Source organism: Amycolatopsis sp. NPDC028719 (genome assembly GCF_055565395.1).
The window spans coordinates 154174-167812 of record NZ_JBVHUL010000015.1 but is presented as its reverse complement, the minus strand read 5'-3'; the positions used below and the strand labels follow the sequence as shown (position 1 = coordinate 167812).

At 69.8% G+C, this 13639-nt stretch carries 15 protein-coding genes; 9 read left to right on the top strand and 6 right to left on the bottom strand.

Annotated features, from left to right (window positions below; genetic code table 11):
• The first annotated feature begins 48 nt into the window (after positions 1-48).
• A complete protein-coding gene (locus ACZ4TR_RS45265) occupies positions 49-1446 on the top strand; it encodes a hypothetical protein (RefSeq protein ID WP_465294807.1) in 1398 nt (465 codons plus the stop codon).
• Here ACZ4TR_RS45265 and ACZ4TR_RS45260 read toward each other — a convergent pair.
• From ACZ4TR_RS45260 to ACZ4TR_RS45250, 3 genes are read right to left on the bottom strand one after another with little or no spacing between them, the layout of a single operon-like run.
• Positions 1428-2375 (bottom strand): pentapeptide repeat-containing protein, encoded by a 948-nt coding sequence (locus ACZ4TR_RS45260; RefSeq protein WP_465294805.1) that lies wholly within the window; start codon positions 2373-2375, stop codon positions 1428-1430. The two genes, ACZ4TR_RS45265 and ACZ4TR_RS45260, sit on opposite strands and share 19 nt — an antisense overlap.
• A gap of 4 nt (positions 2376-2379) precedes the next feature.
• Positions 2380-3003: a uracil phosphoribosyltransferase gene (upp, locus tag ACZ4TR_RS45255; RefSeq protein ID WP_285482509.1), complete on the bottom strand. Its 624-nt coding sequence runs from the start codon at positions 3001-3003 to the stop codon at positions 2380-2382.
• Between the two features lie 5 nt (positions 3004-3008).
• The gene (locus ACZ4TR_RS45250) at positions 3009-3443 is read right to left on the bottom strand and encodes a protein-tyrosine phosphatase family protein (protein ID WP_465294803.1); all 435 of its coding nucleotides are present in this window, start codon (positions 3441-3443) and stop codon (positions 3009-3011) included.
• Between the two features lie 85 nt (positions 3444-3528).
• Here ACZ4TR_RS45250 and ACZ4TR_RS45245 point away from each other — a divergent pair, with 85 nt between their 5' ends.
• From ACZ4TR_RS45245 to ACZ4TR_RS45225, 5 genes are all read left to right on the top strand, one after another.
• A complete protein-coding gene (locus ACZ4TR_RS45245) occupies positions 3529-4143 on the top strand; it encodes a DUF1707 SHOCT-like domain-containing protein (RefSeq protein ID WP_465294919.1) in 615 nt (204 codons plus the stop codon).
• Positions 4144-4227: 84 nt separating this feature from the next.
• Positions 4228-5202 (top strand): deoxyribose-phosphate aldolase, encoded by a 975-nt coding sequence (deoC, locus tag ACZ4TR_RS45240; RefSeq protein ID WP_465294801.1) that lies wholly within the window; start codon positions 4228-4230, stop codon positions 5200-5202.
• A complete protein-coding gene (locus ACZ4TR_RS45235; RefSeq protein WP_465294799.1) occupies positions 5202-6635 on the top strand; it encodes an aldehyde dehydrogenase family protein in 1434 nt (477 codons plus the stop codon). Before deoC ends, ACZ4TR_RS45235 begins: the two co-directional genes overlap by 1 nt.
• A complete protein-coding gene (locus tag ACZ4TR_RS45230) occupies positions 6628-7494 on the top strand; it encodes an aldehyde dehydrogenase family protein (RefSeq protein ID WP_465294797.1) in 867 nt (288 codons plus the stop codon). Before ACZ4TR_RS45235 ends, ACZ4TR_RS45230 begins: the two co-directional genes overlap by 8 nt.
• 128 nt (positions 7495-7622) lie before the next feature.
• On the top strand, positions 7623-8087 hold the full coding sequence (locus tag ACZ4TR_RS45225) for a hypothetical protein (protein WP_465294795.1): 465 nt from the start codon (positions 7623-7625) through the stop codon (positions 8085-8087).
• Here ACZ4TR_RS45225 and ACZ4TR_RS45220 read toward each other — a convergent pair.
• Both ACZ4TR_RS45220 and ACZ4TR_RS45215 read right to left on the bottom strand, forming a co-directional pair.
• Entirely contained in the window at positions 8084-8938 is an 855-nt protein-coding gene (locus tag ACZ4TR_RS45220) for a GH12 family glycosyl hydrolase domain-containing protein (protein ID WP_465294917.1), read from the bottom strand. The two genes, ACZ4TR_RS45225 and ACZ4TR_RS45220, sit on opposite strands and share 4 nt — an antisense overlap.
• A 75-nt stretch (positions 8939-9013) precedes the next feature.
• On the bottom strand, positions 9014-9664 hold the full coding sequence (locus tag ACZ4TR_RS45215; RefSeq protein WP_465294792.1) for a TetR/AcrR family transcriptional regulator: 651 nt from the start codon (positions 9662-9664) through the stop codon (positions 9014-9016).
• A 179-nt stretch (positions 9665-9843) separates the two neighbouring features.
• Here ACZ4TR_RS45215 and ACZ4TR_RS45210 point away from each other — a divergent pair, with 179 nt between their 5' ends.
• The 3 genes from ACZ4TR_RS45210 to ACZ4TR_RS45200 are packed head-to-tail and all read left to right on the top strand — an operon-like array spanning position 9844 to position 12503.
• Positions 9844-11067, top strand: a complete 1224-nt coding sequence (locus tag ACZ4TR_RS45210) for a cytochrome P450 (protein WP_465294790.1) — start codon at positions 9844-9846, stop codon at positions 11065-11067.
• Positions 11068-11077: 10 nt separating this feature from the next.
• The gene (locus tag ACZ4TR_RS45205) at positions 11078-12271 is read left to right on the top strand and encodes a cytochrome P450 (protein ID WP_465294788.1); all 1194 of its coding nucleotides are present in this window, start codon (positions 11078-11080) and stop codon (positions 12269-12271) included.
• Positions 12272-12308: 37 nt separating this feature from the next.
• A complete protein-coding gene (locus ACZ4TR_RS45200) occupies positions 12309-12503 on the top strand; it encodes a ferredoxin (RefSeq protein WP_284747985.1) in 195 nt (64 codons plus the stop codon).
• Between the two features lie 62 nt (positions 12504-12565).
• Here ACZ4TR_RS45200 and ACZ4TR_RS45195 read toward each other — a convergent pair whose 3' ends face one another.
• The gene (locus ACZ4TR_RS45195; RefSeq protein WP_465294786.1) at positions 12566-13639 is read right to left on the bottom strand and encodes an ABC transporter ATP-binding protein; all 1074 of its coding nucleotides are present in this window, start codon (positions 13637-13639) and stop codon (positions 12566-12568) included.

Sequence of the window (13639 nt, the reverse complement as noted above, 5' to 3'; positions counted from 1 at the left end):
CGTTGCGCGCAACTTCCGCGAACCGGGCGGCCACTTCCGGTCGTGATCATGGAGCAGGTCCGGACCACGGACAACCTTCGCCTGCGGTTGCCCGCAGCCGTCGCGTGCGTGTCGGCGGCGGTGTTCCTGCTGGCCCGGCCGCACCTCGTCGACGACACGTTCATCACGCTCGCCTACGCGCGCAACCTCGCGTTCCACGGCCACTGGGGACTGCTGGCCGACGCGACGTCGAACTCGGCGACGTCCCCGGCCAACGTCCTCGTCCTGGCGGCGCTGACCTTCGTGGTCCGCGACGCCGTCTTCGCGGCCGGAGTGCTGTACGTGGTGTGCCAGGTCGCGCTCGTCCTGGCCCTGCGCCGGCTCGGCACGGCGTTGCCGCGCTGGTTCCCGGCGCTGGCGTTCGCGGCGCTGACGGTCGACCCGCTGCTGCTCTCGTCGATCGGGCTGGAGGTCGCGCTGGGCGCCGCGGTGCTCGGGTGGGTGACGGTGTTCGCCGTCGAACGACGGCCCCTGGTCTTCGGGCTCGCCGCGGGCGCTCTCGCGCTCGTACGGCTGGACCTGCTGATCTTCGCCGTGGTCTTGGGTTTCTCGCTGCGTTCCGGACGGGCGGTGCTCAGTGCCGCGTTGGTCGCCGTGCCGTGGTTCGTCTTCAGCTGGGTCGTGCTCGGCGCGGCGGTGCCCGACACGTTCGTGATCAAGACGCTGCAGGGCGCGCAACGGGCCTGGGGTGACTGGACTTTCGCCAACGGCCCGCTCTTCTACGCCCGGACCGATCCGGGCGTGGCGGTGCTGTCCTTCCTGCCGCTCGCGGCCGTCCCCTTCGCCTTCCGGCGGTCGCCCGCGCTCCGGCCGTTCGCGCTCCTGGCCCTGGGCGGCGCGCTCTACCACGGGATGTACGTGCTGCTCACGGTTCCGCCGTACCACTGGTACTACGGCCCGGGGATCACCGCGGCGACCGTGTTCGCCTGCGCCTGGGCGGCTTCGAGCCGGATCGCGACCGGCGCGGTTCTCGTGCTGATGGCTGCGAGCGTGGTCGCGTATGCGGCTCCGGGAGTGCCCCGGGAGTTCGCGCCGTTGACGTCCAACTACGCCTCGACCGCTCGATATGCGGAGATCGGCCGCGACCTCCACGCGCTGGCCGGGTCACGCGTCGTCGGCAGCGCCGGGGAGATCGGCGTGCTGGCCTACACGTGCGAGTGCGCGATCGTCGACGTCTTCGCCGACCGCGGCCTGCTCCCCGCGGCCATCGACGCCCGCGGCGCCGGTGATCGGTGGATCCGCGCGGCGCTGCGGGTCGACTACGCGTTCTTCGACTTCGACGTCCGGCCGCGGCGGCCCGACCTGGTGCTGCGCCGGTTGCCGAGCCCGCCGCCGGACGCCGTCGCGCACTGGACGCTCGACGCGCCGACGCTCGGACGTCAGGAGCTCTACTTGGTGCCGTCGTGAAGGAACTGCGCGTCGGTCAGGTCGAGTTCCCGGTGTTCGCCGCCCTCGAAGTCGGCGCCCTCTTCGAAGACCGTGCGCGAAAACTCGAACCGGCCCCCGGAGCGGATCCGGGTGAAGCGGACGTTACTGGTGAAGTGCGCCCGGGAGAAGAAAGCGCCTTCCTCGAAGACCGACCGGTCGAAGTTCACGATGTCGAGGAACTCCGTGCCGTAGAACCCCACCTGGCGGGTGAAGTGCGTGCCCCGGATGTGGAGCTGACCGACGAACCGGGCGCGGCTGAAGTCGGCGGCGTCCAGGGTGCACCCGCTCAGCCGGAAGTCGACCAGCGTGGCTCGCTGCAGGTCGATGGACATCCCCGGCCAGTAGCCCGCCGCGTCGTGGCTCAGGTGCGTCTTGAGCAGCTCCTGCACGGCCAGCCGGACGAGGAGTTCACCCTCCTCGGGGTCGTGGTCCAGATCGCGTGCCGCAGTGCCCTTGAGCCCGACGACCGGGGCCTTGAACGGCATCCGCAGGTAGGCGCACAGCACGTTCACGATCGTCTGGCGCTGCTTCGCGTTGTCCTGCCCGAGCCGCTCCAGCGCGTAGAGCCCGCCGAACCGCACCGGCGCCTTGTCGCTGCCGAGCTGTTCGACGGCCTTCGTGTAGAGCTCGGTGACCCGGCGCTCCTCGAGGTCGCGTTCGGTCACGCCCGCGACGCGAGTCGTCTCGGCGAGCTGCAGCTCCATCGTGCGCTGGCGGCGCGTCGCCAGCCACAGCGCGAACACGCCGCCCGCGCCCGCACCGATGCCGAACGCCGTCTTGACGGCGTCGATGCGCACCGGCGCGTCCGGCGACCCGGACCAGCCCAGCAGCAGCCAGAGCAGCCCGGCCGTGACGACCGCGACCACCCCGGCGGCCGCGGCCACCCACCGCCACTTCAGGAGGGGCAAGGCTTTACACGGCGCCGTACTGGCGGTCACCCGCGTCGCCGAGCCCCGGGACGATGAAGCCCGAGTCGTTGAGACGCTCGTCGATGCTGGCGGTGACGACGCGGACGGGCAGGCCGGTCTTTTCCAGGTGTGCCAAGCCTTCCGGCGCGGCCAGGGCGCAGATGGCCGTGACGTCGTCGGCGCCGCGGTCGGTGAGCAGCCGGATCGTGTACTCCATCGAGCCGCCGGTGGCGAGCATCGGGTCGAGCACCAGCACCGGCCGGTCGGCGAGCGACTCCGGCAGTGATTCGAGGTACGGCGTCGGCTTGAGCGTCTCCTCGTCGCGCGCGAGGCCGACGAAGCCCATCTGCGCGTCCGGGATCAGCTTGTGCGCCTGGTCGGCCATGCCGAGGCCGGCCCGCAGCACCGGGACGAGCAACGGCGGCTTGGCCAGCTTGTAGCCCTCGGTGCGCGCGACCGGCGTGTGGATCCGCTCGGTCTTGACCGGCACGTCGCGCGTGGCTTCGTAGACCAGCATGACGGTCAGCTCGTGCAGCGCGGCCCGGAACGCGGCGCTGTCCGTGCGCGCGTCGCGCATCGTGGAGAGCCGGGCTTTCGCGAGGGGGTGATCGACGACGTGCACATCCATGCGGGTCAATCTAGCCGTCCCGCGAACCTTTTCACCCAGCCGCGCTGCCAGGGCGTTTCGACGGCGCGTTCGTTGTAGTGCTCACGCACCCAGGCGACGGCTTGGTCCGCGGGGACGCCGGAGAGGATGGCGAGGCAGGCCATCACCGTGCCGGTCCGCCCGGCGCCGCCGTAGCAGGCGACTTCGACGGTTTCGGCCTTGGCTCGTTCGTGGAGGGCCGTGATCTGCCGGCGTGCTTCGGCGGGCTTGACGGGCAGCAGGAAGTCCGGCCAGGTGACCCATTCGTGCGGCCAGGTGATGCCGCCGCCGTGCTTGCGCCGCAACCGGCTCGTCCCCAGGTACAGCCCGAAGTCCGGCTCGCTTTCGTCCGGCCGCGGGCGACCCAGCCCGCGGCCGCGGACCCGGACGCCGTCCGGGAATTCCACTGTTGTCGACCCCATCGGGTCAGTGTCCTCCGGAAGAGGGACACGCAGGGTGGTTTTCGCCGCTAAGCTCCGCCGGGTGAGCGAACTGACGCCCGACCGGATGAGGGCTTCCGACGCGGACCGCGAGCGCGTCGCGCAGGTGCTGCACAACGCCCTTTCGGAAGGGCGGATCACCGTCAACGAGCTGGAAGAGCGGCTCACGACGGTCTACGCGGCGAAAACCGTCGGGGAGCTCAAGCCGGTGACGGCCGACCTCCCGAGTTCTTCCGCCACTCTCGAACCGGCGCCGACGCGGGCCTTGGGCTTCCCCGACCAGCGCATCGGCGGCCACCCGGGTTCCCCGGTGTCGATCGGCGTGCTGTCGGGAGCGGTCCGCAAGGGCAGCTGGGTCCTCCCGCCCCAGCACAACAGCTTCGCGTTCTGGGGCGGCACGGAGATCGACCTGCGCCACGCCCGGTTCGCGGACCGCAACTGCACGATCACCGCGGTCGCGATCATGGGCGGCATCCAGATCACGGTCCCGGACGACATCAACGTCGACGTGACGGGCATCGGGTTCATGGGCGGGTTCGTGCTGGAGGACAAGTCCGGGGCGCCCCCGGCCCCGGCGACGGCTCCGACGGTGAAGATCAACGGGTTGGCGTTCTGGGGCGGGGTGGTCGTTTACCGGAGGCCGGCCAAGCGGGTCGAGCCGCCGCAGATCGAAGGCTCCTGACCTCGACGTTGTGACGCGTCGCGCACTCAGCGTCACACCCAATGGGGGCTCGCACTGTCGGACCCGCCGCCTAGACTCAGGCCCATGACAGCCACGACCAGCACGTCAGCGGCGCCGGCCACCCCGGCACCGCTGGTGGACGCGACTCGCGACGACGCGAGCCTGCGCCGCTTCCTGCTCGGGCTGCCCGGTGTCGACCAGGTCGGCGTCGAGCAGCGCGCGGCGGGCCTCGGCACGCGCAGCATCAAGAAGGACGCCAAGCGGTGGGCCATCGACACCGCCATCTCCATGGTCGACCTGACCACGCTGGAGGGCGCCGACACCCGCGGCAAGGTCCGGGCGCTCGCCGCGAAGGCCGTCCGTCCCGACCCGGAACGCCAGGACACCCCGCGCGTCGCCGCCGTCTGCGTGTACCCGGACATGGTCGCCACGGCCGTCGAAGCGCTCAAGGGCAGCGGCGTGCACGTCGCCAGCGTCGCGACCGGCTTCCCTGCTGGGCGCACCAGCCGGGAGATCAAGCTGGCCGACACCAAGATCGCCGTGGACGCGGGCGCGCACGAAGTCGACATGGTGATCGACCGCGGCGCCTTCCTCGAGGGCCGCTACATGGACGTCTTCGAGGAGATCCAGGCGATAAAACAAGCCTGCGGCGACGCCCACCTGAAGGTCATCCTCGAAACCGGCGAGCTGGCGACGTACGACAACGTGCGGCGCGCGTCGTGGCTGGCGCTGCTCGCCGGCGGTGACTTCATCAAGACGTCCACCGGCAAGGTCTCCCCCGCCGCGACGCTGCCGGTCACCCACATCATGCTGCAGGCCGTCCACGACTGGCACGTCCAGACCGGCCAGCTGCGCGGCGTCAAGCCGGCCGGCGGCATCCGGACGACGAAGGACGCGATCAAGTACCTGGTCGCGGTGCACGAGGTCGCCGGCGAGCAGTGGCTGGTCCCGGACCTCTTCCGCTTCGGCGCGTCCAGCCTGCTCAACGACCTGCTGCTGCAGCGCCGCACCCAGGTGGACGGCCACTACAGCGGCCCCGACTACGTGACGGTGGACTGATGCCTGTTTTCGAGTACGCACCGGCGCCGGAGTCGCGCGCCATCGCGAACCTCAAGGACTCCTACAAGCCCTTCATCAACGGCGAGTTCGTCGACGGATCGGGTGAGCCGCTCAAGACGATCAACCCGGCCACCGAAGAGGTCCTGGCCGAGGTCGGCACCGCGTCGAAGTCCGATGTGGACACCGCGGTCAAGGCCGCGCGCAAGGCTTACGACTCGGTCTGGTCGAGAATGCCGGGCACCGAGCGCGCCAAGTACCTCTTCCGCATCGCGCGGCTGATCCAGGAACGCTCGCGCGAGCTGGCGGTGCTGGAGAGCCTGGACAACGGCAAGCCGATCAAGGAGTCGCGCGACTCCGACGTCCCCACGGCGGCGGCGCACTTCTTCTACCACGCGGGCTGGGCCGACAAGCTGGAGTACGCGGGGTACGGCCCGAACCCGCGGCCGCTCGGCGTCGCGGGCCAGATCATCCCCTGGAACTTCCCGCTGCTGATGCTGGCCTGGAAGATCGCGCCGGCGCTGGCCACCGGCAACACCGTCGTGCTGAAGCCGGCCGAGACGACGCCGCTGACCGCGCTGGTGTTCGCCGACATCTGCCGGCAGGCGGAGCTGCCGCCGGGCGTGGTGAACATCCTCCCGGGCGCCGGCGACATCGGCGCGTCCATTGTGGACCACGCCGGGATCGACAAGATCGCCTTCACCGGCTCGACCGAGGTCGGCAAGGCGATCCAGCGTCAGGTGGCGGGCACGCCGAAGAAGCTGACGCTGGAGCTGGGCGGCAAGGCCGCGAACGTCGTGTTCGAGGACGCGCCGCTCGACCAGGCCGTCGAAGGCATCGTCAACGGCATCTTCTTCAACCAGGGCCACGTCTGCTGCGCGGGCTCGCGGCTGCTGGTGCAGGAGTCCATCGCTGAAGAGGTGCTGGAGAAGCTCCGCTACCGCGTCTCGACGTTGCGCGTCGGCGACCCGCTCGACAAGAACACCGACGTCGGCGCGATCAACTCGGCCGAGCAGCTGGCGAAGATCCGCGGGCTCGTCGAATCCGGGGACGCCGAGGGCGCGCAGCGCTGGACCAGCCCGTGCCCGATGCCGGACCGCGGGTTCTTCTTCGCCCCGACGGTGTTCGCGAACGTCCACCAGTCGATGCGGATCGCGCGCGAGGAGATCTTCGGCCCGGTGCTGTCGGTGCTGACGTTCCGCACGCCGGACGAGGCCGTCGCGAAGGCCAACAACACGCCGTACGGGCTTTCGGCCGGCATCTGGACCGAAAAGGGCTCCCGGATCCTGTGGATGGCGAACCAGCTGCGCGCGGGCGTGGTCTGGGCCAACACCTTCAACCGCTTCGACCCCACCGCCCCCTTCGGCGGCTACCAGGAATCCGGCTTCGGGCGCGAAGGCGGCCGCACCGGACTGGAGGCGTACCTGAATGTCTGACCGGATTTCCGTCGCCAAGACGTACAAGCTCTACATCGGCGGCAAGTTCCCGCGTTCGGAGTCCGGCCGGGTGTACCCGGTGACGGACGCGAAGGGCAAGTTCCTGGCGAACGCGGCGCACGCGTCCCGCAAGGACGTCCGCGACGCGGTGGTGGCGGCCCGCAAGGCGTTCCCGGGCTGGTCGGCGGCGACGGCGTACAACCGCGGCCAGGTGCTCTACCGGGTGGCCGAGGTGCTGGAGGGTCGTCGCGACCAGTTCATCGCGGAGGTTTCGGCAGCCGAGGGCTTGGCGGCGAAGAAGGCCGAGTCCCTTGTGGACGCCGCGATCGACCGCTGGGTCTGGTACGCGGGCTGGACGGACAAGATCGCCTCGGTCCTGGGGTCGGCCAACCCGGTCGCGGGGCCGTACTTCTCGTTCACGATGCCGGAGCCGACCGGCGTGGTGGGCGTCCTGGCACCGCAGGGGTCGTCGTTGCTGGGCCTGGTCGAGGTCCTGGCCCCGGTCCTGGCCACGGGCTCGACGGCGGTGGTGGTGTCGAGCGAGGAGAGGCCCCTCCCGGCGATCACGCTGTCGGAGGTCCTGGCGACGTCGGACGTCCCGGGCGGAGTGGCGAACATCCTGACGGGCCGGGCAGCGGAGCTGGGGCCGTGGCTGGCATCCCACGGAGACGTCAACGCGCTGGACCCGACTGGCGCTGCGCTGGACGACCGCCCGGGCTTGGCCCGCGAAGCGGCGAACACGGTGAAGCGGGTGCTGACGGTCCCGGCGGCGGAGCCGGACTGGACGTCGGCGCCGGACTTGACCCGGATGCGGCGTTACCTGGAGGCGAAGACGGTCTGGCACCCGCTGGGCGTCTGAGCTGCCCGAACGGAGGCCACCACCTGGGTTCACGAGGTGGTGGCCTCCTTCGTATTCGACGACGCTAAGGTGTCGAGCGAGTACGGAGAGTGGGCAGGGTGAACAGACCGATCTTGATCCCTCCTCGCATGGCCGCACGTTTCCGCGGCTCATGCCTGGTCCTGGGCGTGATCACGGCAGGCGCGAGCGTCCTGGTGGGCATCGGAATCCCGGTCGGCGGCCTTCTCCTCCCCCGCGGGACGGCCCCGGCGTTCGCCATGACGGTCGTCACGGGCGTCTTCCTCGCCCTGTTCCTGCTGGTCTCAGGCGTGACGATGACGCTGGCCCGAAGCTGGGTGACGACCGTTCCCCGGGGCCACGTCCTGGACCGGCGAAAGTCGGCGATGGCCCTCTATCCGCTCGGCGTGCCGGCCGGCGCCGCCATCCTCACGTCGTCGTTCTTCTTGGCGACCCTCCTGGGCCGCATCACCCCGGGGATCGTGGCCTACCTCTTCCTCCCGGCCATCGCGGTCGTGCTGTGCGTGGTCAATTTCCTGGTCGGCCTGCCGCTGTTCCGCCCGTCCCAGCGCACCATCCAGCGGTACGCCCGCTAGCTCATCGTCACCGAGAAGTCCGTCAGCGTGAACCTCGCCTTGCCCCCACCGGTCGAGCAGAACTCGATCCCGTAGCCGATCTGGTTCACCGTCGGGTTGGGCGGGAGCAGGCCCTTGCCGATCGCGAACGCGATCATCGCCTTCAGATCCAGGCTTCCCGAGTACTGCGTCGACCGCGAAACGAACGCCACGTACCCGTCGTCGTCCGCCCAGACGTCGTACGTGGAGCCGCCCGCCGTGTACGTCGTCAGCTTGTCGCCGGACGGCTGCTGCTTGAGGTTCTCCGTCCACACCATCAGCTCGCTGACGCCGGCCCCGTCGCCCACTCCGTTCAGCCACAGGTCGTACGCCACGTCGTAGATGCCCACGCCCGGGCCGCGGCCGGCGAACGTCGTCTTGATCACCGAATAGTCGTTGAACGGTTTTCCGTTCTGGTCGTTGATGTCCTTGTGCACATTCGGATAGGTTTTCACCGACGTCGAATCGGGTTGGGTGGATTCGACGTACCAGTTGTCGTACGCGCACGCGCGCAGCGTTTCCGGGCCCGCCTCGTCCGCGTTCCACATGTTGTTGTGGACGTAGTAGCCGCCGTCCGACCAGCCGCCGTCGGGGTCGGTCGTCGTGAACTCCGGGCTGCGGCAGCCGCGCACCGGTGTCGTCGACGGAGGCGTCGGAGTCGGTACCACCGCAGGGGAAGACGTCGTCGGTGAGACCGAAGTCGCCGGCGAGAGGGACGTGCTGGGCGACGTCGTCGAGGGGGCCGCCGGGGCCGGGGCCGCGGCGCCGCCGTCCGGGCCGTCACCGCAGCCGGCGACCACCAGGAAGGGAATCGTCAACACCACGGCCAGCATTCTTCGTCGCATTTTCCCGCCCGCAACCCGAATTCGGCAGAACGAGGCGGAACCCTAACACGGAAAACCGGGAAATCAGCCGTGGTCGTCCGCCGGATCCAGGTCGTCCGAAGTGATCGGGCGGCCCGGCAGCTCGGTACCCGGGCGCGCACTGAGCCCGTCGATCATGATCCCGACGCAGCGGCGCGCCGCCATCTCGGCCACCTCCGGAGCCTTCGCCCGCACCTGCCGCAGCAGCGTCGCGAAGAGGATGGCGATGTCCCCGGCACCGACGTCCGGGCGCAGCTTGCCCTCGGCCTGGGCGCCGCGGACGAAGTCCTCCACCACCCCCAGGATCTCGTCCCGCAGGCGCCGGACCTCCGGGTCGCCCTTGAGGATCACCAGCGCCCGGTGCGACACCATCGCCAGCTGGATGCTCAGCTGCAGCTCCACCGACTGCCGCAGCAGCCGCTCCAGCGCGCGCCACGGCGATGTCTCCTCGGCGGCGATCGTGCGGGCGTCGATCAGCACCCGCTCGAAGTTGTCCATCGCCACCGCGCGGACCAGCGCGTCCCGGTCCGGGAACCGGCGGTACAGCGTGCCGACGCCGACGCCGGCCGCGCGGGCGATCTCCTCCATCGGCACCTCGGGACCGGAAACGGCGAAGATGGTCTTCGCGGCGGCCAGGATCTGGTCGCGGTTGCGCCGCGCGTCCGCCCGCAGGGTGGTCTCGGGGTCTGCCGTCATGCCGTTCGCCTCTCGCTGGATCGCGCGGGGTGATTCTCGCATGGTCAAGCGGCCACACACTCGAACTCAAGTGAGTCACCCGTTAGCTAGTGGACGACTTCCCTCCACTTCGGTACCTTGGGTCGTAGAACCGGAATGTAATCCTCCGCATACTGTTAGTCCGTTTTAGGGGGCCCGAAATGACCGAAGTCGCCGATCCCACCACGAAGGACGAAGTCTTCCCGCTGGAGCGCACCTGCCCGTTCGCCCCGCCGGCGGCGTACGAGAGGCTGCGCGAAGCGGGGCCGGTCCAGCGCGTCGAGCTGCAGTCCGGCCAGGAGGCGTGGGCGATCACCCGGCTCGAGGACGTCCGGCAGATGCTCACCGACCCGCGGTTCAGCTCCGACCGGTTCAACCCCGGCTTCCCGTTCCTGACCAAGCAGGGGCGCCCGGTCCGGCGGACCAACTTCACCGCGTCCCTGATCAACATGGACCCGCCGCAGCACGGCGCGGCGCGCCGCGAGGTCGTGGGCGAGTTCACGGTCAAGCGGATGAAGGCGCTGCAGCCGCGGATCCAGCAGATCGTCGATGAGCACATCGACGCGATCCTGGCCGGCTCGAAGCCCGCCGACCTGGTCACCGCGCTCAGCCTGCCGGTGCCGTCGCTGGTCATCTGCGAACTGCTCGGCGTCCCGTACGCCGACCACGACTTCTTCCAGGTCCGCAGCTCGACGTTGCTCAACCGGGACGTCGACCAGGACACCCGCGTCAAGGCCGTCGACGAGCTGCAGGAGTACCTCGACCGGCTGGTCACCAGCAAGGAGACCGAGCCGGCCGACGACCTGCTCAGCCGCCAGATCGCCAAGCAGCGCGAAGAGCACGGCGAAGCCGACCACGACTCGCTCGTGTCGCTGGCGTTCCTGCTGCTCATCGCCGGGCACGAGACGACGGCGAACATGATTTCACTCGGCACCGTCGCGCTGCTGGAGAACCCGGACCAGCTCGAGCTGATCAAGAACGACCCCGGCAAGACGCTCGACGCCGTCGAGGAGCTGCTCCGGTACTTCACGATCGCCGAGTTCGCGACCTCGCGCGTCGCCACCGAGGACCTCGAGATCGGCGGGCAGCTGATCCGCGAAGGCGAGGGCGTGCTCGGGCTGAGCTACTCCGGCAACCGCGACCCGGAGGCGTTCGACAACCCGGACGAGCTGGACATCGAGCGCGGCGCGCGCCACCACGTCGCGTTCGGGTTCGGCCCGCACCAGTGCCTCGGGCAGAACCTGGCCCGGATGGAACTGCAGATCGTCTTCGACACGCTCTTCCGCCGCATCCCCGAGCTGAAGCTGGCCGTGCCCGTCGACCAGCTGCCGTTCAAGCACGACTCGTCGATCTTCGGCCTCTACTGCCTGCCCGTCACCTGGTGAGGAGAACGCCATGACCGCGGTCCACGAATTTCCGATGACCCGCACGTGCCCGTTCGCGCCGCCGCCGGCGTACGAGGAGATCCGGGAGAAGGACGCGGTCACGCGGGTCCGGCTGCCCGACGGCGGCCAGGCCTGGGTGGTCACCCGGCACGAGGACGTCCGGACCGTGCTGAACGACCGGCGGTTCAGCGCCGACCGCCAGCACCCGGACTTCCCGCAGCTGGTCAAGGGCGGCTTCCGGCGGCAGGGCGACGAGCGCACCATGATCACCATGGACGCGCCCGAGCACGGGCCGGCCCGCAAGGCCGTGCTCGGCGAGTTCACCGTGCGCCGGATGGAGGCGCTGCGGCCGCGGATCCAGGAGATCGTGGACGGGCAGATCGACGCGCTGCTGGCCGGGCCGAAGCCGGGTGACCTGGTCGAGACGCTGTCGCTGCCGGTGCCGTCGCTGGTGATCTGCGAGATGCTCGGCGTGCCCTACACCGACCACGACTTCTTCCAGGAACACACGGCGAAGCTGATCAAGCGCTCGACGACGCCGGAGGAGCGGCGGGCGGCGTTCGACACCATCCGCGGCTACATGGAAGACCTCATCGCGGAGAAGGAGGCGAACCCGCCGGACGACCTGCTCGGCCGGCAGATCGTCAAGCTCCGCGAGGACGGCACCTACCGGCGTGCTTCCCTGGCCGCGACGGGGTTCTTGCTGCTGGTGGCGGGCCACGAGACGACGGCGAACATGATTTCGCTGTCCACCGTGGCGTTCCTCCGCAACCCGAAGCAGCTCGCGGCGATCCAGGCCGACCCGGGCAAGACGCTCGACGCCGTCGAGGAGATGCTGCGCTACTGGACGATCGTCGACGCGGCCACGGCGCGCCTGTGCGTCGAGGACGTCGAGGTCGGCGGGCAGCTCATCCGGGCCGGGGAAGGCGTGCTGGCGCTGGGCTACGCGGCGAACCGCGACCCGCGGGCGTTCGAGAACGCCGACGAGCTGGACATCGAGCGCGGTGCCCGCCACCACGTCGCGTTCGGCTTCGGGCCCCACCAGTGCCTCGGCCAGAACCTGGCCCGGATGGAACTGCAGATCGTCTTCGACACGCTCTTCCGGCGGGTGCCTTCCCTCGAGCTGGCCGCTCCGGTGGACGACCTGGCGTTCAAGGACGACGCGAACATCTACGGCCTGTACCGGCTGCCGGTGACCTGGTAGAGATCGAACTGCCATCCCACCACAGGAGAGAAGAACCATGAAGATCATCGCGGACACCGGCAAGTGCGTCGGCGCCGGTCAGTGCGTGCTGACCGAGCCCGAGCTGTTCGACCAGAGCGAGGACGACGGCACAGTCATCGTCCTGAACGAGACGCCCGAGGGTGCGCTGGTCGAGAAAGCCCGCGAAGCGGTGCACGTCTGCCCCAGCCAGGCCCTCTCCCTGCAGGAGTAGCCGCAAAGCCGTGAATGTCGCATTGAGGGACTTGACGTCCCTCAATGCGACATTCACGGACTTCAGGAGAGCCGGAGCGTCGTCTCCGGGTGGAAGGCGTGGGTCTCGCCTTCGCCGCGCAGGCCCACCCGGACGTTGTCGCCCATCCGGGGCGGCGTGCGGCCGTCGACGCGGACGACGAAACGGTCGTCGCCCACCTTGCCGTGCAGGTACGCGTCCGCGCCCAGCTCCTCGACCAGCTCCACCACCAGTTCGAAGCCGCCTTCGGAGACCAGCTGCAGTGACTCCGGGCGCACGCCGAAGACCACCTCGCGCAGGTCCCCGGCCGCGGACACCACCGACCGCGGCAGCGGCAGCACGACGTCGCCGAGGCGGACACCGCCTTCGGTCAGCGGCAGTGTCGCCAGGTTCATCGCCGGCGACCCGATGAAGCCCGCGACGAACGAGTTCGTCGGGTTCTCGTACAGCTCCCGCGGGGTCGCGCACTGCTGCAGGACGCCGTCCTTCAAAACAGCCACCCGGTCGCCCATCGTCATCGCCTCGACCTGGTCGTGCGTGACGTAGATCGTCGTCGTCCGGAGCCGGCGTTGCAGCTGAGCGATGTTCGCCCGGGTCTCCACCCGCAGCTTCGCGTCCAGATTGGACAGTGGCTCGTCCATCAGGAACACGCTGGGCTCGCGCACGATCGCCCGGCCCATCGCGACGCGCTGGCGCTGGCCGCCCGACAGTGCCTTCGGCTTGCGATCCAAAAAGCGAGTCAGGTCCAGCATCTTGGCCGCTTCGCCGACCTTGGCCGCGATGTCCGAAGAGGACAGTCCACGCAGCTTCAGCGCGAAGCCCATGTTGTCGGCGACCGTCATGTGCGGGTACAGCGCGTAGGACTGGAACACCATCGCGATGTCCCGGTCCTTCGGCGGCAGGTTCGTGACGTCGCGCTCGCCGATGTGGATGGCGCCCTCGTCGATGTCCTCCAGCCCGGCGAGCATCCGCAGCGCCGTCGACTTGCCCGAGCCCGACGGCCCGACCAGGACCAGGAACTCGCCGTCCGGCACCGAAAGGTCGAACTGGTCGACCGCCTTGACCGGAGGGGAACCCGGGTAGATCCGCGACGCCCGTTCGTAGCTGACAGCTGCCAT

Coding starts and splice junctions, on each gene's coding strand:
- ACZ4TR_RS45265 (WP_465294807.1), top strand. CDS start 49: ATGGAGCAGGTCCGGACCACGGACAACCTTCGCCTGCGGTTGCCCGCA.
- upp (WP_285482509.1), bottom strand. CDS start 3,003: ATGGATGTGCACGTCGTCGATCACCCCCTCGCGAAAGCCCGGCTCTCC.
- ACZ4TR_RS45250 (WP_465294803.1), bottom strand. CDS start 3,443: ATGGGGTCGACAACAGTGGAATTCCCGGACGGCGTCCGGGTCCGCGGC.
- ACZ4TR_RS45245 (WP_465294919.1), top strand. CDS start 3,529: ATGAGGGCTTCCGACGCGGACCGCGAGCGCGTCGCGCAGGTGCTGCAC.
- deoC (WP_465294801.1), top strand. CDS start 4,228: ATGACAGCCACGACCAGCACGTCAGCGGCGCCGGCCACCCCGGCACCG.
- ACZ4TR_RS45235 (WP_465294799.1), top strand. CDS start 5,202: ATGCCTGTTTTCGAGTACGCACCGGCGCCGGAGTCGCGCGCCATCGCG.
- ACZ4TR_RS45230 (WP_465294797.1), top strand. CDS start 6,628: ATGTCTGACCGGATTTCCGTCGCCAAGACGTACAAGCTCTACATCGGC.
- ACZ4TR_RS45225 (WP_465294795.1), top strand. CDS start 7,623: ATGGCCGCACGTTTCCGCGGCTCATGCCTGGTCCTGGGCGTGATCACG.
- ACZ4TR_RS45220 (WP_465294917.1), bottom strand. CDS start 8,938: ATGCTGGCCGTGGTGTTGACGATTCCCTTCCTGGTGGTCGCCGGCTGC.
- ACZ4TR_RS45215 (WP_465294792.1), bottom strand. CDS start 9,664: ATGACGGCAGACCCCGAGACCACCCTGCGGGCGGACGCGCGGCGCAAC.
- ACZ4TR_RS45210 (WP_465294790.1), top strand. CDS start 9,844: ATGACCGAAGTCGCCGATCCCACCACGAAGGACGAAGTCTTCCCGCTG.
- ACZ4TR_RS45205 (WP_465294788.1), top strand. CDS start 11,078: ATGACCGCGGTCCACGAATTTCCGATGACCCGCACGTGCCCGTTCGCG.
- ACZ4TR_RS45200 (WP_284747985.1), top strand. CDS start 12,309: ATGAAGATCATCGCGGACACCGGCAAGTGCGTCGGCGCCGGTCAGTGC.
- ACZ4TR_RS45195 (WP_465294786.1), bottom strand. CDS start 13,639: ATGGCAGCTGTCAGCTACGAACGGGCGTCGCGGATCTACCCGGGTTCC.